Annotated in this window: 16 protein-coding genes; 10 read left to right on the top strand and 6 right to left on the bottom strand. The window is 37.6% G+C overall.

Going from position 1 to position 20,787, the window contains the following annotated elements:
• Positions 1-3,360, bottom strand: a complete 3,360-nt coding sequence (mfd, locus tag PLZ15_06865; GenBank protein HOI29470.1) for a transcription-repair coupling factor — start codon at positions 3,358-3,360, stop codon at positions 1-3.
• Positions 3,361-3,568: 208 nt separating this feature from the next.
• Here mfd and PLZ15_06860 point away from each other — a divergent pair, with 208 nt between their 5' ends.
• The 6 genes from PLZ15_06860 (at position 3,569) to PLZ15_06835 (ending at position 11,405) form a co-directional block, all read left to right on the top strand.
• A complete protein-coding gene (locus tag PLZ15_06860; GenBank protein HOI29469.1) occupies positions 3,569-6,052 on the top strand; it encodes an ATP-binding protein in 2,484 nt (827 codons plus the stop codon).
• A complete protein-coding gene (gene pyk / locus PLZ15_06855) occupies positions 6,049-7,473 on the top strand; it encodes a pyruvate kinase (protein HOI29468.1) in 1,425 nt (474 codons plus the stop codon). Before PLZ15_06860 ends, pyk begins: the two co-directional genes overlap by 4 nt.
• 29 nt (positions 7,474-7,502) lie before the next feature.
• Positions 7,503-8,531: an AmmeMemoRadiSam system radical SAM enzyme gene (gene amrS / locus PLZ15_06850; GenBank protein HOI29467.1), complete on the top strand. Its 1,029-nt coding sequence runs from the start codon at positions 7,503-7,505 to the stop codon at positions 8,529-8,531.
• Positions 8,532-8,656: 125 nt separating this feature from the next.
• Positions 8,657-9,178 (top strand): hypothetical protein, encoded by a 522-nt coding sequence (locus tag PLZ15_06845; protein ID HOI29466.1) that lies wholly within the window; start codon positions 8,657-8,659, stop codon positions 9,176-9,178.
• Between the two features lie 488 nt (positions 9,179-9,666).
• Positions 9,667-10,959, top strand: a complete 1,293-nt coding sequence (locus tag PLZ15_06840) for a PAS domain-containing sensor histidine kinase (GenBank protein ID HOI29465.1) — start codon at positions 9,667-9,669, stop codon at positions 10,957-10,959.
• Complete coding sequence (locus PLZ15_06835; GenBank protein ID HOI29464.1) at positions 10,941-11,405, top strand: response regulator; 465 nt, start codon at positions 10,941-10,943, stop codon at positions 11,403-11,405. Before PLZ15_06840 ends, PLZ15_06835 begins: the two co-directional genes overlap by 19 nt.
• A 57-nt stretch (positions 11,406-11,462) precedes the next feature.
• Here the strand turns inward: PLZ15_06835 and PLZ15_06830 are convergent, their stop codons facing one another.
• The 3 genes from PLZ15_06830 to PLZ15_06820 are packed head-to-tail and all read right to left on the bottom strand — an operon-like array spanning position 11,463 to position 14,897.
• Positions 11,463-12,740, bottom strand: a complete 1,278-nt coding sequence (locus PLZ15_06830) for an adenosylhomocysteinase (protein ID HOI29463.1) — start codon at positions 12,738-12,740, stop codon at positions 11,463-11,465.
• A gap of 16 nt (positions 12,741-12,756) precedes the next feature.
• Positions 12,757-13,902: a methionine adenosyltransferase gene (metK, locus tag PLZ15_06825; GenBank protein ID HOI29462.1), complete on the bottom strand. Its 1,146-nt coding sequence runs from the start codon at positions 13,900-13,902 to the stop codon at positions 12,757-12,759.
• 17 nt (positions 13,903-13,919) lie between these two features.
• Positions 13,920-14,897, bottom strand: coding sequence for a sugar phosphate nucleotidyltransferase (locus PLZ15_06820; GenBank protein ID HOI29461.1), 978 nt, complete (start codon positions 14,895-14,897; stop codon positions 13,920-13,922).
• A 97-nt stretch (positions 14,898-14,994) separates the two neighbouring features.
• On the opposite strand from PLZ15_06820, the gene PLZ15_06815 reads away from it, so the two are divergent.
• From PLZ15_06815 to PLZ15_06805, 3 genes are all read left to right on the top strand, one after another.
• Positions 14,995-15,960, top strand: a complete 966-nt coding sequence (locus PLZ15_06815; GenBank protein HOI29460.1) for a nitronate monooxygenase — start codon at positions 14,995-14,997, stop codon at positions 15,958-15,960.
• A 220-nt stretch (positions 15,961-16,180) separates the two neighbouring features.
• Positions 16,181-16,870 carry a helix-turn-helix transcriptional regulator gene (locus tag PLZ15_06810; GenBank protein ID HOI29459.1) on the top strand — a complete coding sequence of 230 codons (690 nt, stop codon included), beginning with the start codon at positions 16,181-16,183 and terminating at the stop codon, positions 16,868-16,870.
• Positions 16,871-17,209: 339 nt separating this feature from the next.
• Positions 17,210-17,899: a helix-turn-helix transcriptional regulator gene (locus PLZ15_06805; protein ID HOI29458.1), complete on the top strand. Its 690-nt coding sequence runs from the start codon at positions 17,210-17,212 to the stop codon at positions 17,897-17,899.
• A gap of 431 nt (positions 17,900-18,330) precedes the next feature.
• Here PLZ15_06805 and PLZ15_06800 read toward each other — a convergent pair whose 3' ends face one another.
• A complete protein-coding gene (locus PLZ15_06800; GenBank protein HOI29457.1) occupies positions 18,331-19,440 on the bottom strand; it encodes a hypothetical protein in 1,110 nt (369 codons plus the stop codon).
• Positions 19,441-19,477: 37 nt separating this feature from the next.
• Complete coding sequence (locus PLZ15_06795) at positions 19,478-20,146, bottom strand: FlgD immunoglobulin-like domain containing protein (protein HOI29456.1); 669 nt, start codon at positions 20,144-20,146, stop codon at positions 19,478-19,480.
• Positions 20,147-20,284: 138 nt separating this feature from the next.
• On the opposite strand from PLZ15_06795, the gene PLZ15_06790 reads away from it, so the two are divergent.
• Positions 20,285-20,776 carry a hypothetical protein gene (locus tag PLZ15_06790; GenBank protein ID HOI29455.1) on the top strand — a complete coding sequence of 164 codons (492 nt, stop codon included), beginning with the start codon at positions 20,285-20,287 and terminating at the stop codon, positions 20,774-20,776.
• The last annotated feature ends 11 nt before the right edge of the window (positions 20,777-20,787 follow it).

Genomic DNA, 20,787 nt, shown 5'->3' with positions numbered 1-20,787 from the left:
TCAGTTATTAATAAGGTTGTTTAAGTTCTGCAGAAAGTTAATCAAGAATATTAAATTTTGCTCGGGGGATTCAAATCTTCGTGTTATCTCAAGTTTAAGCAGGTCTCTGTTTTGAGTAAATCTGACCTCTTTTGAATAGTTTTTATCTATAAAGTCGAGCATCTGAACAAATTTAGCTTTATAAAATTCTTCGCGTTCACCTTTAGGGAGAATTACAGAAGTTTTGTCTTTCTGAATTACAATCCTCTCAAGTAACGCATAGGATGCATAGTATCTGATAAGAGCAGCTGAAATTAATCTTTCTACCATAACAGGAGGCTTACCGAATCGATCGAACATCTCCTCTTTAATCTCGTCGAGTTCTTCAATCTTAATCATTGAAAACAGCGCAGTATAAAAACTTAGTCTGTCCGACTGATCCGGCATATAATGCTTAGGGATACCGATTTCAAAGAAAGTATCTATAGTAGGTTCGGAGCGTTCGGCTATTCTAGGAAGATCCTTAAATACCTCCTTGAATTCATCCTGTTTCAGTTCATCAACCGCTTCATCAAGTAATTTCATATAGAGCTCAAATCCGATCGAATCAATAAATCCGCTCTGCTCCGTTCCTAATAAATTACCTGCACCGCGGATTTCGAGATCCCTCATTGAAAGGTTGAATCCTTCCCCGAGATCCGTGTACTCTTCAATTGCCTGAAGACGGCGAACCGCCTTCTTGGTTACAGAATTTAGAGACGGAACAAGAAAATATGCATAAGCCTGACGATCACTTCTTCCGACCCGACCCCTTAATTGATGAAGTTCGGCAAGACCGAACCGGTCTGCACGATTTACAATAATCGTATTAACATTGGGAATATCGATACCTGATTCAATGATCTTGGTTGAAATAAGCATATGATACTTCTTGTTTAGAAATTCATAAATCACTTTTTCAAGCTGAGCAGGTTTCATCTGGCCGTGGGCTACACATATATTGATCTCGGGAATATGTTTCTGAATATAGCCAGCAATCTTTTCAATTGATTGAATCCTGTCGTGAACAAAATAAATCTGGCCGTTTCTTTTAACTTCGTTCAGTATCCATTCTCTAACTTTGAAAATATCGAACTTATCCACCCTGGTATAGATCGGCTGACGGTTGGGCGGTGGTGTTGCAATAATCGAAAGATCCCTGGCTCCAAGAAGAGAAAGATTTAAGGTCCGCGGAATCGGAGTAGCCGTTAATGTGAGAGTATCTACATTTGCTCTCAGCGAACGGAGTTTCTCTTTAGCCATCACACCGAAACGGTGTTCTTCATCTATAATAAGAAGGCCGAGATCCTTAAACCGGATATCCTTGGACAATAAGCGGTGAGTTCCGATTACCAGATCAACCTCCCCACTTAAAAGCTTATCTAAGATAATAGATTGTTCGGATTTCGTCTGAAACCTTGAAAGAGCTTCTATCTTAACCGGGTATTGAGAAAGACGGTCTTTAAATGTGTTGTAATGCTGCTCTGCAAGAATTGTAGTTGGAACAAGAAGAGCAACCTGTTTACTGTCGTTAATGGCTTTAAATGCGGCACGCACGGCTATCTCGGTTTTGCCGAAACCTACATCTCCGCAGACTAGCCGGTCCATCGGATTCCCGTTCTCCATATCACGCTTTACATCCTCGGTAACTTTAATCTGATCCGGGGTATCCTCATAAAAGAAAGAAGCTTCAAGTTCGCGCTGCCAGATTGAATCGGGGCTGAAAGCGATTCCTGTTGATGCTTTCCGTTTCGCGTATAATGTAATAAGCTCGCGGGCCGCTTCCTTTATTTTCGACTTTACTTTCTTCTTTGTCGATTTCCATTCTGCACCGCCGAGTACCGAGAGCTTCGGTTCTGCATTTTCTTTTGAGGAGAATTTCTTTACAAGAGAGAGGTAATTAAGATTTACATATACAACTCCCCCTTCGGCGTATAATATTTTTATTGATTCCTGTTCGATCTGACCGATCTTAATTGTTTCCAATCCAGCATACTGTCCTATTCCAAAATTTTCGTGAACAACGAAATCCCCTTTTTTTATTGATGCAAAATCTTTTACCCGGGATTTTTTGATTTTGTAAGCTTTGCTGATTTTCGTCCGGTATGGTTTATTAAATATCTGATAGTCGGTTAATAATAAAAGGGAGCTTCCTTTAGAGATAAAACCCGACTTAACCGGAAGGACAATTATTTTGATAACTCCATTTTCAATAAGCTCTGTAATAGTCTTATTAAATTCAACAAGAAGTTCAAACAGCCTTTTGCTTTGCAGCTCATTCTCAACTGCAATAAATATCTGGAAATGTCTTCCGGAGTATTCTTTAAGTAAACCGGTTAACAATTCGAAATTGGAATTTATCGGCGGAGGTTCTGTAAGGTCGAGATTTATCCTGTCATCACTTTGATTCAAAATATCTTCGATTATCCATCTTGCATTTTTTTTCAAAATATCATCTAATGATGTGGTCCCGTCGGTAATATCCTGCTTATGTTCAACTTCAAAGGTCTTATCGTTCGGCTCTTCATAAAGTTCTTCTAATAGTTCCCGATCTATTTCAAATGGAGTTTTTTCTGGTTTTTGCGAATCACTCGTTGTAAAAAGATTTGCAAGTTCATAATTATCTGCAATTATCAGCGGATTATCGAGATAGTCGAAGATAGTATCACTAAAAATTTCCTCCATGCTTTCAATAGAAGAGGCAAGAGAAACAGAAGGGATCTTATCGAGCGATCTTTGATTTTCAGGGTCAAAATGTCTGATCGATTCGATAAAGTCGCCGTTGTACTCGAGTCTAACAGGCTGCTTTTCACTATACGACCAGAAATCGATAATCGAACCCCGCACAGAAAACGTACCGGGCGAATCGACAAATTTATCGCTGTCGTAATTGATCGAATTAAGATACTCGATTAAATCGTCATAAGAGAGGTTACCACCCAGCTCAATGTTCGTAGTACTTCTATTCAATGAATTCCGGGAAGGGAGACTAAGTGTAAGAATCTCGTATGTGGCTACAAGTATAAAATGCTCTTTCTTTGCAATATCGGTCAGGCGCTCCTGAAGATTCTCGGCATTAAATTCATCTGCCGAGATAAGGAATTCTTCGAGGCCGAGTATTGTTAGTTCAACTTTTACTTCGTTAACCACCTGAACTGTAGGGCATAGCAGTAAAATCTGTTTTTCATTTTTTATCATTCTGCTTATTAACAATTGTCTGGTGCATCCGGCCAGGCGAGAGACGTAAAATAACCCGGAATCAGTTTCTCTTGACTTAATTTTCTTATAAAATTCCCGGAGGGATTCTATCTTATCAAATAATTCGTGCTCAGTTCTATTCATTTCCACGCTGTTTTAAAATATAATTATCCCCTTCCGGAAAACTTCGGGGGGATACTAATTGAGAAAAACCGACGGATAAAATTACTATCTTTAACAATAAACTGCAGAGATTATAATTGTAGGAAGATATACTTGTCTGTTTCAATAAGCTTATTTTTATCTTATTTTTGAAAAAGAATTGACTCGAACCTCAATCAGGAAGCAAAATATGGCACTTCAGAAAGCACGAAAACCAGTAGAATTAAAACCGGAAGATTTAAGGTGGATATGCGACCCGGAAATTTTTGATTTCGATACAACTAAAACGGTAAAACCGATTGAAGGAATAATCGGCCAGGAAAGAGCCCTAAAAGCATTAAGGGTGGGGGTTGAGCTGAAAAGTCCCGGTTACAACATTTTTGTAACAGGATTATCGGGCACCGGAAAATTTACTACTATCAAAATGGTTCTGGAATCGATCAGCCCCAATCACGCCAAACTTTTTGATTACGCATATGTAAATAATTTCAAGGATGAAGACCGTCCCACACTTTTAATTTTTGACGCCGGTAAAGCTATTCACTTTAAAAAAGACCTCAGCCGGGCTATAAGATTCCTGCAGGAAAAAATTCCGCAGGTCCTCTCGACAGATCCTTACTCATCCCGAAAAAAACAAATGCTCGCTGAGTACGGAAAGATTCAGCAGAAGATGATGACGGGGTTTGAAGATAAATTGCGCAAGGACGGTTTTACACTTGGACAAATCAAAGTCGGTGAGCTGACGCGCCCGGAAATATTAATGGTACTGGATAATCAGCCCTATTTCATTCACCAGCTCGATGAGTTGATACGGGGAGAAAAGATATCAAAAGAAAACGCTGAAGCAATTACAACCAAATACGCCGAGTACCAGGAGGAATTGCAGCAGTTGTTCAAAGAAAGTCTTAAGCTTACTCAGGAATTTCAGGAAAAAGTTATACAGCTCGAAACTCAGTATACCTCCGACATAACCTCGGTTGCAATTGAAAACCTGAAGAAAAAATATAAAGATCAGAAAGTACGCGACTATCTCGACCAGGTTCATCTGAATATACTTCAGAACCTCGACGTGTTCAAAGGACAAAAACCGTTTCAGGAGGAAACCTCTGCCGGAATTGTAATAGATTACCTTAAAGAATACGAAGTGAATATAATTCTGGATAATTCGGAGACGAAGGAGCAGCCCGTAATTGTAGAAACATCTCCAACATACAGCAACCTGTTCGGGACAATTGAAAAATATAGTGACGGTCGAGGAGGATGGTACGCGGATTTTACTAAAATTAAATCGGGTTCTCTACTGCGTGCGAACGGCGGTTACCTTGTTATTAATGCTATGGATGCGTTCAGCGAGCCAGGCGTCTGGAAATCACTTAAACGGGTTCTGCTGTTCGGACAGCTTGAGATTCAGGAGCTGGCGAATCTTTATCAGTTCTCCCCGAGCGTTTTGAAACCGGAACCGATAAGCATCGATACAAAAGTTATTATGATCGGAAATAATTATATCTACTCTATACTTTCAGGTTATGAAGACGATTTCAATAAAATTTTCAAGATAAAAGCCGATTTCGATTATGAAATGAAGAAATCGGAAAAGTCTCTAAACGAATATTCGATGGTTATCAAAAAAATAATTGAATCGGAAAAAATGCTTGAATTCGACCGCTCGGCAATTGCAAAACTTGTTGAGTATGGTGCCAGATATGCCGGGGAAAAAAATAAACTTACGACACGGTTTGCTTTCATTGCAGACCTTACCCGCGAGTCAAGTTTCTGGGCCAAGGATAGCGGAGAGAAAAATGTTACCAGTTATCATGTTGACGAAGCCTATAAAGCATGGAAAGAGAGACACGGACTTTATGAATCTAAGTTGTCCGAAATGATTAAGGAGGGAACTATATTAATTGATACCGATGGTGAAAGAGTTGGAACAATTAACGGGCTTGCTGTATACGAAAGCGGATTGTTCGGATTTGGAAAACCTTCCAGAATAACGGCCAGTGTTTCACTCGGCAGCGGAAATATTATAAACGTTGAACGGGAATCCGGATTAAGCGGCAATACACATAACAAAGGAGTATTAATTATATCAGGTTATTTCAGGGAAAATTTCGGGAAGAATATTCCGCTCTCTTTTTCTGCAAGTCTTGTTTTCGAACAGGGATACGGAATGATCGACGGCGACAGCGCCTCAATAACGGAAATATGCGCTCTAATGTCGGCGATATCCAACATTCCTATAAAACAGTCTCTAGCAATAACCGGTTCGGTTAATCAGAAAGGTGAAATCCAGCCGATTGGCGGTGTAAATGAAAAGATAGAAGGCTTTTTTGATGTATGCTCTGCGCGCGGTCTGAACGGAAAGCAGGGAGTTATTATACCTGTTCAGAATGTTAAAGACCTTATGCTGAGAAATGAAATCATTGATTCTGTTAATGCAGGGAAATTTCATATCTACTCGGTAAGCAAAGTGGAAGAAGCGATTGAAGTATTAACAGGCATTAAAGCAGGTACCAGATTAAAGACCGGGAAATATGAACCCGGCACAGTCTTCGGAACGGTGGAAAAGGAATTAAATGCAATGAGAAAAAGATTAAAGCCGGAATCGAAGAAAAATAACCAGGAACAAAAAAACAGTAATACAAAGAATAATATGAAGTCGAAGAAGAAATGAAAAAAAGTACAAAGACTAAAATTTTAGCTACAATCGGCCCGGCAACTTCGACAAGAGAACAGCTCGAATCAATAATTGATTCCGGTGTTGACGGAATAAGATTGAATTTTTCCCATGGGGATCATAAATATTTTGAAGAGGTATTCAATCTGATCAACGATCTTTGCGTCAGAAAATCGATGCCTATTCCTATACTTATTGACCTGCAAGGCCCTAAAATCAGAATAGGCAGGTTAGCTCAAAATGAAATTGAACTGATTGCCGGAAAGAGTATTGAAATTACCAGAGAGGATATTGAAGGAACTTCTGAAAAAATCTCTACCGGTTTTAAGGAATTAATTGATGACTCAGAGTTAGGCAATATAATTTTAATTGATGACGGTCTAATAAAACTTAAAATTACCGGGAAGAAAAAAGATTCCATAGTTTGTGAAGTAATAGAAGGCGGAATTCTCCGTCCAAAAAAAGGCATGAATCTGCCCGGGATGAAATTGTCTGCCGATGCTGTAACTGATACAGATTTTAATAATCTTGAATTCGCTTTAAAGCACCGGGTCGACTATATCGCGCTTTCATTTGTGCGCGATGCATCGGATATTATTAAACTTCGCAAATGGCTCGCCGGACATGGATACAACAAACAGATAATCGCAAAAATCGAAAAACAGGAAGCCGTTGATAAATTCGAAGAAATCCTTTCTGTATCAGACGGCATCATGGTTGCACGCGGAGATCTCGGAGTCGAACTCAGGCCACATGAAGTTCCGATTATTCAAAAGAGAATTATAAAACGTTGCAATGAATCGGGTAAACTGGTTATAACTGCGACTCAAATGCTGGAGTCGATGGTTCACAATCCAGTTCCTACCAGAGCAGAAGCCTCCGATGTTGCCAACGCAGTGTGGGATGGAACCGATGTTGTTATGCTCAGCGCCGAAACTTCCGTGGGAAAGTATCCTGCGCAGACCGTAAAGATTATGAATGAAATTATTTCGAACGCTGAATTATCTTATGACAACGAACCTAAAAGAGATTTTGAAGTTCCGGTTGAAATAGAAGAAAACCTTTTCGATTCTATGAATAAGGGAATTTGTTCCATCAGCAGGCAGATCAACGCAGAAGCTATTGTTGCTTTTACAAGCAAAGGTAATACTCCCGGAAGACTTTCAAAGTTCAGACCGAAAGCAAAAATTATAGCTGTGACCGACAATTTTGAAACAATGAATGTACTAAATCTTAAATGGGGAGTTATCCCACTTTACTGCGAGGATATAAGCAACCGGAATAAAGCTTCTGAGGAAATCAAGCAAAAGCTGATTGCTCTCGACATGGTAGAAAAAGGGAGTGTGGTAATTTATACCGAAGGTGGAAATAAAATCTCCAACGTACGGGAAAACTGGATCCGGTTTGAAGTAATCTGATGCATTGGAAATATTATTGTTAAGCACAAATGCAATCTTTGGAAGAAAAATATTATCCGGCTAAATGGTGGGAACAGGCTCCCAACGGAAAAATTCTCTGCACATTATGCCCACGTTATTGTACTATTGGTGAAGGTCAGGCAGGGTTTTGTTTTATTAGACAGAATATCGGAGGTAGTTTGTATTCGGTCGGGTATGGAAGGCCTACCGGATTTGCAATTGATCCGATCGAAAAGAAGCCGTTGAATCATTTCCTGCCCGGGAGCGAAATCTTAAGCTTCGGAACAGCCGGATGTAATCTGGGCTGTAAATTCTGTCAGAACTGGTCTACAAGCAAAGCACGCATCGACACTAACAATTCTATTTATGCAACACCTGAAGATGTTATTCAGATAGCAAAAAAATATAAAACCCCTTCAATTGCCTATACTTATAACGATCCTGTTATATTTGGCGAATATGTAATAGATGTGTCAAAAATTGCCCGCCAGAATGGGATTAATAATGTAATGGTGACCGCAGGCTATATAGATAAGAATGCGCGCAAAGATGTCTTTAGACATATCGATGCTGCGAATGTTGATCTTAAGGCCTTTACAGAAAAATTCTACCACAACCTTACTTTCTCGCATATTACCGATGTACTTGAAACACTCATCTGGCTGAAAAAGGAAACCGGTATTTGGATTGAGATTACCAACCTGATTATTCCAGATGAAAATGACAGCGATGATGAAATAAGAAAAATGTGCGATTGGATAGTTGAAAATCTTGGTGATGAAGTCCCTCTCCATTTTACGGCATTTCACCCCGACTTTAAGATGATCGACAAACCGGGAACACCTCAATCTACACTCAGCAAAGCTAGGAGTATATCAAAATCTCGGGGTATAAAGTATTGTTACACTGGAAACGTTCATGATATTGATGGCCAAACAACATATTGCCCTTACTGTAATTCAAAATTGATCTCCAGAAACTGGCATTCCGTAATATCAAATAAGTTAAGGGAGGGCCACTGCTATAACTGCGGCTTAATGATAGCTGGGAAGTTTTAATCTTTTTATTATAAATCTTCTGTTATTTTTATTTTTTTCTAAATATATTTAATCACTAATAAGAAAGTGTTTAGCAACTTTTTTATCAGGTAACTTATTAAGAAACTACTTAAAGAGGGGTTAATATGAAAAGGTTACTTTCCTTATTCATTTTCATTTCACTTATTCTCACACTTACATCTACAATATCTACCGCCCAGGGTAAATTTGGAACTGTCGGCAAAACATTTTCAAAAAATGAAGCCAGAATCCTGTTTGGCAAAGTAATGGGCTCAATAAGAGTTGAAAAGACGTTAGTGGAAAAAGCTCTTGCAAGGGCCGACAACTATGTTCTTTTCGCAATAAAAAACAGCAGGGTACATATTCTCGGTGAGAACAAATTTTCACTAACAGATATAAACTTCTCGCTTGGGAAAGAAGAGGTTGCTTACATGTTCAGTACATCTGTTGTAAAAGAGTTTTTAAATAAAACTAAAGGTAAATTCCTCACGTTTGAGCTTAGATATAACCAGCCGGTTAACCAGTTGAACAAAAGCGGGGAAATGTCAACAACCTCAGATAACACGGGTTCTATCATTTTTACCGTCACCGGGGATGAAGAAACTTTAGAAATGTCATTCATTTGTCCACCGATCTGCCCGAATTAATTAGAAAATGAATCTCATCGGTATATCGCAAATATTGTTTTATACAAGTGTTGTAATCTGGTTGATACCAGCATTCAGACAATATCATTCAAAATTATTTGTTTTCTTCTTTATACTTGCTCTAATGGATCCTATATCTATTGCGTATTTATATATTTTGAATAAAGTAATCCCAGTAGAATTCTATTTGTTTGCAAACTATGTCCTGTTGATAAGTTTGATTGATAGAGAAGCACTTAAAAGAAATCTCTTTTTTGTGGTCATATCATTCATAATCATTCTGTTCCTAATAACTTTTGCAAACTTCAGTATCAATCAGAATTTTATTATTCTTATTTCGATTCAATTCTTAATGCTGGCAATTATATTAAAAAGATTTATAGTTAATTACGCTTTTGAAAAGAGTATAAATTTATTTTATCTGTTGCTCTGTTTTTACTTTTTAACAAATATTACAAAATTTTTCAATGTGTTAACCGGTTTTGCCGATGCAACTGCTTTTTTTATTATTACTTCAATCGCGCAAATCATCTTTGGACTCTTCTTTTCAATCTTTAGAGAAGATAACCCCAAGATCATTCTTTAGTCTGGAGAATCCTTTAATATTCGCTCTGGTACTGATTGCGTTAATTCTCGTGGTTACGTATATATATTACCGTTACGTAATTATCCCGATGAGGAAAAAGCATCTTCAGGAGCAGGAGAACTTGAAGCTGCAGCAAGCCGAACTAATGGCATTATTTGCCGAGCTTTCCCCGGATCCGATCTTCCGATTCGATGAAAACGGGAAAATCGTTCTGGCAAATAATTCAGCTCACAACATTTTTCCGCACAAAATTCTCGTAGGCGAACATGTTGAGATTGTGCTCCCCTTCATGAAAAGCTTCGATATACACGACCTTATCAAAAACAATAAATCGGTAAGCTACACTTCTCTTCTCGGCGAGAGTTATTACCAATTCATTATCGCCGGAGTACCGAAGTTTAAAGTCTGCCAGGTTTACGGAAGAGATATTACGGAGCTTAAAAAGACAGAGAAAGATTTGAAAATAGCTCTTGAAAAAGCCGAGGAATCGAAAAAACTGAAAGAGTTTTTCCTTTCACAAATCTCTCATGAGATCCGTTCCCCGCTTAACGTTATTACGGGATACAGCGATTTGCTTATGCAGGAGCTCCACGACAAATCGAGCGAGTATAACGATATACTGAGATCAATTATCAACAACAGTAAAAGGTTATACCGGACTTTCGATTTAATGCTGAACATGTCACAACTTCAGACCGGCAAATACGAGGCCCGGTTTGAAAGGATTAATCTACTTGCTTTAATGAATACAGTTGCCAATGAATTCCGGTCGTTCGCAGAGGAAAAAAATCTTAAGCTTGCTCTTGTCAATAAACTTGAAGAAGATCATACCATAACAGCAGACCATTACTCTGTGGCTCAGATTTTTATCAACCTTGTTGACAATGCAATTAAATATACTCCTCACGGTAAAATTGAAATACAGCTTTATAGAGATCACAATAATATCTGTGTCGATATCTGTGATACAGGAATTGGAATATCTAAAGAGTACCAGGAAAAACTATTTACTCCTTTTTCGCAGGCGGACATGAGCTACACAAGACCATACGAAGGGACAGGACTCGGTCTGGCTCTTGTTAAAATTTTTATCGACCTGAACAGGGCCAAAATAAAAGTTCACAGTGAACCCGGCAAAGGTTCAACGTTTACAGTAATTTTAAGTGGAGATAAAAAATGGGGAATTCAGAAATAGTTAATTCCGGCAATAACGGAGTTAAACCCAAATTACTTATTACTGAAGATGATTTTGAAAACCAGAAATTTCTTGAATTATTTCTCAAAAGATATTTTGAAGTGGATGTATGTGATTCATCCGATACTTTTTACAATTTCCTTAAAATAAAAAATTACGACGTAATCCTTATGGACATTTCAATAAGGGGTAAAAAGAACGGATTGGAGCTTACAACAGAATTAAAAAACAATCCTGAATACTCATCAATTCCGGTTGTATGTTATACGGCTCATGCTTTTAACCGGGATAGAGTAAATGCTTTCAACGCTGGGTGTGATGCCTATTTAAGCAAGCCATCTGATATACGCACATTATTAAATTCTTTATTTGATATGCTTAAAAAGACAAAAAAAGATTTTTCATTCGACCACCCACTTCCGAACCTCACTTTTGCAAACGCCTGATAAAAAAAAGTCCCGATAATTATCGGGACTTTCTTCTTTGAATATATAAATTGAATATCAGGTTCCGGCACTGTAGTCGTTCATATATTTGATCTGTTCATTTGACAGCTTATCAATTTTGTAATTCATGGTTTTAAGCTTGATCTTAGCAATTTCCTGATCCTGGACTTCCGGAATTTCAAGAACCGAAGGTTCAACTTTTACCTTCCGCTTATGAAGGTCAACTAGTCTTAGCTGTGACATAAACTGATTTGCAAATGACATATCCATAACTTCTGAAGGATGTCCTTCGGCAGCAGCAAGATTAACAAGTCTGCCCTTAGCAAGCAGGTATACCCTTCGACCATTCTTAAGAGTATATTCTTCATTATTGGATCGTACTGTTCTCTTCTTTTGGGAAATTCTTTCCAGCTGCGGAATATTTATTTCACAATCGTAATGACCGGTATTGCAGATAATTGCACCGTCTTTCAAAGATTTGAAATGTCTCTCAACAATTATATCTTTAACGCCGGTAGCGGTAATGAAAATGTCGCCCACTTTAGCAGCTTCATCCATCGGCATTACAACGAAACCATCTAGAGTGGCTTTTAGAGCCGCGGTTGGTTTCACTTCTGTTACGATTACATTTGCACCTAAACCAGCAGCACGCATTGCACATCCTTTTCCGCAATGCCCATATCCGGCAACTACAAAATTCTTTCCGGCCAGCAGAACTGATGTAGCACGTAAAATACCATCAATGGAAGATTGCCCCGTTCCGTAAACATTATCGAAATCCCACTTTGTTTCGGCATCGTTAACAGCGACCACAGGATAGAGGAGTTTTTTTGCTGCGGACATGGCCCTAAGTCTTTGAACTCCAGTTGTTGTTTCTTCTGTTCCGCCTATTATGTTTTTTACGAGCTGAGGATATTTATTGTGAACCGTGAAAATCAGGTCCGCTCCATCATCAAGAGTAAGATTCGGTTTCATTTTCAAAGTCTGTTCAATCGACCAGTAAAACTCTTTTACATTTTGTCCATGCCATGCGTAGATTTCAATTCCGTTTTTTGCTAGAGCGGCAGCTATCTCATCCTGTGTTGAGAGAGGATTGCACCCGCTCCAGGCAACTTTTGCACCGACCGCCTGCAAGGTCTCTATCAGAACCGCTGTCTCTTTTGTTACATGAAGGCAACCGGCAATCCTGTAGCCTTTTAAAGGTTGGGTTTTAGAATATTTCTCTCTCAAAGCCATGAGCACGGGCATTCTTGATTCCGCCCATTCAATTTTTTTTCTGCCTTCTTCGGCAAGTTTTAAATTTCTGACTTTATACTTTCCTGATTTGTAATCCATGATTTGTTATTCTCCTTTACTTAACAAACTTTTTAAATACCGGGACAAGATCCAATTTTTCCCATGTAAAATCTTTTTCATTTCTTCCAAAATGACCGTAAGAGGAAGTTTTCTGATAGATCGGTCGGCGTAATTTTAGCCTGTTTATAATTCCTTTGGGCGTAAGATCCACATTTTTCTTAATTAAGCCACCTAATTTCTTATCAGATATAATTCCTGTTCCTTTTGTATCAACATAAACCGACACAGGTTGAGCCACTCCTATTGCATAAGCCAGCTGAACAAGACATTCTTTAGCCAAACCGGCAGCAACAATATTTTTAGCGATATGTCTTGCAGCATAAGTTGCGCTTCTATCAACTTTCGAAGGATCTTTTCCGGAAAAGGCTCCTCCTCCGTGCTGAGCCCAGCCACCGTAAGTATCAACAATTATTTTTCGTCCTGTTAGTCCGCTATCTCCATGAGGCCCGCCGATTTCAAATCTTCCCGTAGGATTAACATAATATTTAGTATTGCTGTCCAGATATTGAACGGGAATAACCTGTTTAATAACATGTTTGATAACATCTTCTTTTATTTTTTTCTGACTCACATTACCGTCATGCTGAGTAGAAATTACAACCGCATCTACTCGGATCGGGTTATGGTTTTCATCATACTCGATAGTAACCTGAGATTTTGCATCGGGACGTAGATACGGCATTAAACTGTTCTTTTTCCTCCTTATTTCCGCCAGTTTCTTAACAAGCTTATGTGAATAGACGATAGGCATCGGCATTAATTCTGGAGTCTGGTCGCAGGCATATCCGAACATTAAACCCTGATCGCCAGCCCCTCCTTTATCAACGCCCATAGCGATATCGGGAGATTGTGAATGAATAGCATTTAGTATTCCGCAACTCGCTGCATCAAATTTATATTCGGCTTTTGTATAACCGATTTTTCGTATAGTCTTTCTTACAACTTCCTGAACATCTATATATGCATCCGTAGTAATTTCTCCCCCAACAACTACAAGCCCGGTAGTTACGAAGGTCTCGCAAGCTACCCGGGCATCAGGATCTTTAGCCAGGATTGCATCAAGAACCCCGTCGGAAATAGCATCACAGATTTTATCCGGATGTCCTTCTGAAACCGATTCAGAAGTAAATAGGTATGACATTAGTTCCTCTCAATTAATTAATAAAATTCTATTTCGGATGAATCGCCGGTATTAAGTTTTTTATAATTACCTTTTATAATCGCATCACTTCCGATAATTGAACTCTCAAGCATTGCTTTTTCAACTACGGCACCGGGACTTATAATCGAATTTACAATAATTGAATCAACGACTTTACAATTAGCTGCAATAGTAGTAAACGGACCGACAACAGAATTACTCACTGTTGCTTTTTCCGAAATAAACACTGGATGTTTTATCACAACATTTTCAGGAATTCTGTTAGTACCGCTTTTAGATAATAAAAATTTGTTTGTAGAAAGCAGTGTCTCTGGTTTACCGCAATCATACCAGCCATCGACCGGAAACGTAACAATATATTCACCTTTGTCGATCATCAATTGAAGCGCATCAGTAAGCTGATATTCATTTTTTGTCTGGATTTTTTTTTGAATCAACTCTTCCAAACATGCTTGTAAGAGTTTTGCATTATTAATGTAATAAAGGCCTACAAGAGCAAGTTTGGAAACCGGTTCTTTCGGTTTCTCAATCAATCGGGCTATTCTTCCATTTGAACAAACGGCTACCCCAAATCTTCCGGGGTCATCAACCTCTTTTACTCCCAGCGCAGTTCTTTTATTCCTAAAGACTTCGTTCAGGCTTACATCAAAAACAGTGTCCCCGAGAATTATAAAAACTTCATCATCATCAAATGTCGGAGTCGAAAGGTAAATAGCGTGTCCCAGGCCCAACATCTCTTTTTGTTCAACGTAATCGGCCTGTAATTCAGGATAATGTTTTCCCACGTAATTTACAATCTTTTCACCCAGGTAACCGATTACAAATGTAGCTTTAGTAATCTTCTCTTCAATAAGCTTATCAATTATATGCCCAAGGATCGGTTTGCTTCCTACATTCAACAATACTTTTGGAAGAGAAAATGTGTGGGGTTTAAGTCTTGTTCCAAATCCTGCTGCCGGTATTACCGCTCTCAATAAATACCTTATTTTTTTTATTTCTGCTGTCAATTTAATTAATAGGGTATCGTTTATCAAATTGGATTATATTTATGGAAACTAAATAGAAGTTGATATGAATATAAAAAACCGAATTACAGAACTGTTGGGGATTCAGTTCCCTATCATTCAGGCTGGAATGGTTTGGGTAAGCGGATGGAAACTGGCAAGTGCGATTTCGAACAGCGGAGGACTCGGCTTGATAGGAGCCGGCTCTATGAAACCGGATTTACTCCGAGAACATATAATTAAATGCAGAGCCGCCACCGCCAAACCGTTTGGAGTGAATATACCTCTTCTTAGAGGCGATGCTGCCGATCTGATAAAAACTTCAATTGATGAGGGTATAAAAATTATTTTTTCTTCTGCCGGACATCCTGGCAAATTCATTGGCCTAATGAAAGAAAATAATGTAAAAGTGGTTCATGTAGTGCCTTCATTGAAATATGCACTCAAAGCTGAAAGTGTGGGTTGCGATGCTGTTGTTGGCGAAGGTGTTGAAGCTGGAGGTCATAACGGAATTGATGAAATTACTACTTTTACTTTGATTCCTCAACTTTCCGATGCACTTAATATCCCTGTAATTGCTGCCGGCGGAATTGCAGACGGACGTGGAATTCTGGCCGCTTTTAGTCTTGGAGCTGAGGGAGTTCAGATTGGGACGCGATTTGCCGCAACAATAGAATCATCCGCTAATGATAATTATAAGAAGAGAATTATACAGGCCGCAGATAATGATACGATACTGGTACTAAAAAAAATCGGTATGGCCAGAATGTTAAAAAATGAATTTACCGAAAGGGTTTATAATGCCGAAATAAACGGTACCTCCGAAGAGGAATTAAAAGCAATTCTTGGGGAAAAAAGAGAAAGACTTGGAATTTTTGAAGGCGACGAGAAGGAAGGTATGCTGGAAGCCGGACAATGTTCAGGATTAATAAAGGATATACCCCGCGTAAATCAATTATTCGAAAGGATTTTGAAGGAGTACCGTGATTCTTTGAATAATCTTATTTCAATTTCTAAAGTGAATGAGTTGTGACCCCGATTTTTGTAAGCGGTATCAGGTTTATATTTTAATTTTTAAAATTACTTGTTAAATTTGCAATAAATATTTGCTTCAGTAAACCGTTCATGAAATGGGTATTCTATTATCATTTTTACACATTTCATCCTTTGGCCCGGTAATTCGATTTAGGAAAAATCCTCTCTTCTATTTTTTCTATTTCTCTATGTTAGTGGACTGCATAAGCTTGTTAATTATGATCTGGTTCCGCATTCACAGCTCCTCATTCGAAATTTACCTGATCGGCAATCTTATTATAGCACTCTCTCTCCCGGAAGTTTCGAAAAAATTTAAGTACGGGCTGTTTCTTTTCATAGCTTTTTATTTTATCATTAATAAGACCACACTTGTTACAATCCTAGCCAATATTCTAATAATTCTTTACATAACGGTATATTTTGTAAACCGGCTTTTAAACGAAATTAGAATCTCAGGAAAAGTTTCGGTATTCATTCTCCTTGTAATCGTATTAAACTTACAATCTCTTGTGACCGTTTTTTTGTTTTACTTTGATATATATCTATTAACAGTTTATTACAACTTGAAAATTACATTGATAATATTTCTAAATGCGTTTATAACCTTTTTGGGACCCAATAAAAAACTTACATTTACTTATGGTTACGACCCATCTATAAGTGCAAAAGCTGCAAGTGAATTAGAAATTCATGTAGAGGAATATGGTAAATATCTTGAGAAAGGACTGACTCACAGGGAGATCCAAGTTTTCCTTTTGATAAAAAAGGGGCTTTCTAACATTGAAATTGCAGAAAAGTTGAATATAGATAAGAAAACTGTTGAAAGTCATCTTCAGCATATGAAGACAAAACTCGGATTCACAGCACTTCAGAGGATGCGGGGATACTTAAAAGAATCTATTGAATAAGAAGAAATTGCTCCTTGTTTGGAATATCTCTATTATAAAAACAAGTTTTGCTTTTAATCATACGATTACCAAGTCGGGAGCTATTTTCTGATTGTAAATTTTTGTGCTCCAGGAATTTAAGTTTCCGAGTTGGTTTAGTAAAAAATAGTAGAAGGGTTTTCGATAACACATGACTTTTAATCTGTTTTGTGGACACCATACGTGAAAATTTTAGCCGCGATTCAATTGATTTTCTTGATAGGTCCCTTAATTCGTTTTAAGGACAGTAAATATTTTTTTTATTTTTTTTCCGTCTTATTAATAGAATCGTTTGCTCTTTTATCTAATCGGCTACTTAATATGCCCGCCCAGTTTTCAATAATCAATTCCATTGGCTATATAGTAATTATTTTTTCGCTTCCGGAATTAACAACAAAATACAAGGTTGGATTTGTTCTGTTTTTAATTTTTTATTTATTGATCGACATTAGTTCATTGTCCTCATTAATTGCAATGATATTCTCAGTTCTATTTATACTAATTTATTTTGCGAATAATATTATTCATGAGATCAGGCTGGATGGGAAGATCAGCCTGTTTTTTATTCCTCTCTTTTCTACTTATTTAGTTTTAATCGTCACAACATTTGCATCGTATACTACATCCATTCCATCAGACAATATATTTTATGCTAGAATTATTTTAATAATTCTAATTAATATTTTATTAACTCTATACGGACCGGATAGAAAAATAAATTTCACTTTCGGCTATAATCCAGAATTAAAGAAAAAATCACTTCATAACATTGATCTAAGTAGAGAAGAATACAATCTTTATCTGGACAGGGGATTCTCCGACAGAGAGATACAAATCTTTCAATTGCTAAGGGCAGGATTTTCAAATAATGAAATTGCAAGAAAATTAGGAATCGGGAAAAAAACTGTTGAAAGTCATCTCCGAAATTTAAGATCAAAATTAAAAATAAAATCACTGACAGAGCTACGGGACACATTGAAAGACCGCGAAAAAATTGCAGACTCATTTTGATAATCCTGTCTAATAATTTGGACACACTTAGAAAAATCAGTGTGTACACTTAGGAAATTCAGTGTGGACTACCGTTGACAAACCTCTCTTAGTATAATACATTTCTCTCAGTTTTTTTAATTGTTTTTTACCTAGTGAAAGCACTTTTGATTTAGAAGAGAGCTTCATCGTATTACAAGAATCCTCTTTTTCAGTATAGATTTTCCTTTCCTCTAATGATAAACAACAAATCTAATTTGTTGTGGTAGGGCAGAAAAGGCTGTTTTGAAAGTAGTTTGTCTTACAACTTTTGCAAACTGATGTAGATCTGATGCTCCTGCATCAGTTGAAGAAAGAGAGGGGGAGACAAAAAACTTTTGAAATGGCCTTTGTTTTTCTCCAGATTTATCTCGCACACATTTCTTTTCAATCTTGTTTTAATTTATAACTACTTAATACCAAAAATGGAATTGCAAAACGAAAGCATTATTGTTTTTGGAGGGTTCTTCAAGATTAACACGGAACTGCGGACGAAGTTCAACAAACGCAAACGGAAAAAATTCAAATCCAAAAATTAAGTGAGAGAGTTGATCGCCTTCTTTTTTAGTATCTCGGTCAAACCGATCGTAACGTACTATCGCTTCAATTCCTACATCTATCAAATATGAAGCTTCGATCATCAATGCACTTGAGATTAAATCCCGGGCCAGATAATCTTCCGCCAGATCAAATTCACCCATCAGCGAAAAATCAGGTGTTGCTAGTCCGGCAAATCCACCATATAAGATTGTATTAAGTTTATTAGTTCCGGACCTAACTTTGGTGGAAGCAAATGAGCCCCCAAAAACAAATCCCATTTTATTTACAGACGAGTTAATTTCAAGTCTGGTTGTTAGAGTTGGATCGGTTGTTAGTGAAGCGTTAAACTTGTTTTTACCTATACTTGCAGTAAAAAATCCCCATGAAGAAATATTTGCTCCTAATTCAATTCCCGTTTCCACATAGAACGGATTATAAATTAATCCCTGAATCGCTCCTATCGAAAAAAGCAGACCATAATCCCCCCCTTTTGTATAAGATGTATGATCATCAATTCTAATTCCGAAATAAGGTGTAAAAGTACCGACCTTGATATAACTCTCGTTAGGGAATATCCGTGCAATACCGTAGGCTTCCCAGATTGAATTTAAAAAATCATATCTGGCAAGCAGATCTATTTTCCTGGATACAGAGGCATTCAAGTATACAGATCCGGTCATCTCCTGAAAATCTGACCTCTTTTTTTCCTGTGAATATATATACTGAGAGCGGAAATCCAAACCAAAGGAGATGTTTTCATTTAATCGGGGAGATAACAAAAAATCTTTATCGATAGGTGATGATCTGCTAACAACATTCTTACCGAAAAAAAATCCGTTCTCATTTCGTATAATTCCACCAGTCGGATTGATATGACAACTAATACACCTATCCTTCTGCTGAAGAGAAAACCTTGGTAGAGAATAGATTCCCGAATAGAATAATATGCTTACAAATATTGAATAGACAAAAACCGATTTCATTATTGATCTCCGCCCGAGTTAAATGTGATTAATTAATTTATTTCATTAATAGCATTCTTGCGGAACGATCGAAGTAACCGGCAGAAAGCCGATAAATATAAATGCCCGAAGCAGCTATATTTCCTGTATTATCTTTACCATCCCATAGTCTCTCATGCCTCCCGGCCGGTAAATCTTCATCTGCAAGTGATCGAACAAGCTGCCCGTTGATATCATATATTCTTAAAGAAACAACCTCATTCTTAGGGATTTCGAAAACAATTCTTGTTGAAGGATTGAAAGGATTAGGATAATTATTATAAAGTTTATATTGATTTGGGATTGTTAGTTCAGTTACAGATGTAGGGTTCGGTTTACTGAGCGGATCTCCTGGATTTGTCACTTTTCCCTGATCCCCGATTGGTCCCCCGGTCCAATTCCCGGAAGGATTCTGAAGTTCCACTCCGTTTGAGAAACCATCACCATCAGAGTCGATATTAGCCAGCGATGGCCCCCATACAACATTCCCCTGAGAATTTAGAAAACCGCTTTCAACGGTTTGACCGAAACTATTTCGCGGTCCGCCACCATTTGGATTGAAATGGCAATTTGAACAAGAGTTTATTCCCCCATTTGGAATCTGGCTGACTCTAAAACTTTGTGAAACGAGTATAGATGTGGCAAGTGCGGCTATAATAAAAAACGGCATTATTATTTTTCGTTTCATATAAAACCCATTTTTATAAGTGAACTTGATTTACCTTAAACCGGTTTAACTTAGTAATAATTCGATATAATGTCCAATACTAAAATCTGACTCTGTTTTTAGTATATTTATAACATTAAATAAGAGGAGAAACCGGGAATGGAATATTATCCGATTCTTATAACAATACACATAATATTTGCCGGCGGCTGGCTAATAAACTTTTTAATCGAGCCGGTGATTAAAAAGAATATAAACCTTAGAAAAGGAACCCCTTCAGAAAAGATTCTTGTAAATCTCTACCTGAAATTTTCAAATCTTCTAGGGATAATCGGTGCTACAGGGATTCTGATTACCGGTATTACAATGGTAATACTGAACCCGGGTTTCGGATTTTTTCAGATGACTGCAAATCACTGGCTTTCAACCAAACAAATTCTGATGGTAATTCTTCTTTTGATTATTTTTCTTTTCATAATACCGACGGCAAAAAGATTGCGATCGGATATAAGTGCTGGGCTGGAGGATAAAGAACCGTTAACTGAAGAGTCATATAAATATTTGAAAAAAATTTACCGCCTTAATACAGCAGTTAATATAATAGTTTTATTGAACTTCCTGTTCGCGATAACAAGAAGATTTATGGCATAACTGCCATTTCG

Source organism: Melioribacteraceae bacterium, assembly GCA_035362835.1.
GTDB lineage: Bacteria > Bacteroidota > Ignavibacteria > Ignavibacteriales > Melioribacteraceae > DSXH01.
This window is presented reverse-complemented; position numbering and strand designations above follow the sequence as displayed.

Bases quoted from the DNA above. Each gene is read 5' to 3' on its own strand.
- pyk (HOI29468.1), top strand. From the start codon at position 6,049: ATGAAAAAAAGTACAAAGACTAAAATTTTAGCTACAATCGGCCCGGCA.
- PLZ15_06830 (HOI29463.1), bottom strand. From the start codon at position 12,740: ATGGATTACAAATCAGGAAAGTATAAAGTCAGAAATTTAAAACTTGCC.
- amrS (HOI29467.1), top strand. From the start codon at position 7,503: ATGCAATCTTTGGAAGAAAAATATTATCCGGCTAAATGGTGGGAACAG.
- PLZ15_06800 (HOI29457.1), bottom strand. From the start codon at position 19,440: ATGAAATCGGTTTTTGTCTATTCAATATTTGTAAGCATATTATTCTAT.
- mfd (HOI29470.1), bottom strand. From the start codon at position 3,360: ATGAATAGAACTGAGCACGAATTATTTGATAAGATAGAATCCCTCCGG.
- PLZ15_06810 (HOI29459.1), top strand. From the start codon at position 16,181: ATGATCTGGTTCCGCATTCACAGCTCCTCATTCGAAATTTACCTGATC.
- PLZ15_06815 (HOI29460.1), top strand. From the start codon at position 14,995: ATGAATATAAAAAACCGAATTACAGAACTGTTGGGGATTCAGTTCCCT.
- PLZ15_06805 (HOI29458.1), top strand. From the start codon at position 17,210: ATGCCCGCCCAGTTTTCAATAATCAATTCCATTGGCTATATAGTAATT.
- PLZ15_06860 (HOI29469.1), top strand. From the start codon at position 3,569: ATGGCACTTCAGAAAGCACGAAAACCAGTAGAATTAAAACCGGAAGAT.
- PLZ15_06845 (HOI29466.1), top strand. From the start codon at position 8,657: ATGAAAAGGTTACTTTCCTTATTCATTTTCATTTCACTTATTCTCACA.
- PLZ15_06840 (HOI29465.1), top strand. From the start codon at position 9,667: ATGCAACTGCTTTTTTTATTATTACTTCAATCGCGCAAATCATCTTTG.
- metK (HOI29462.1), bottom strand. From the start codon at position 13,902: ATGTCATACCTATTTACTTCTGAATCGGTTTCAGAAGGACATCCGGAT.
- PLZ15_06790 (HOI29455.1), top strand. From the start codon at position 20,285: ATGGAATATTATCCGATTCTTATAACAATACACATAATATTTGCCGGC.
- PLZ15_06795 (HOI29456.1), bottom strand. From the start codon at position 20,146: ATGAAACGAAAAATAATAATGCCGTTTTTTATTATAGCCGCACTTGCC.
- PLZ15_06835 (HOI29464.1), top strand. From the start codon at position 10,941: ATGGGGAATTCAGAAATAGTTAATTCCGGCAATAACGGAGTTAAACCC.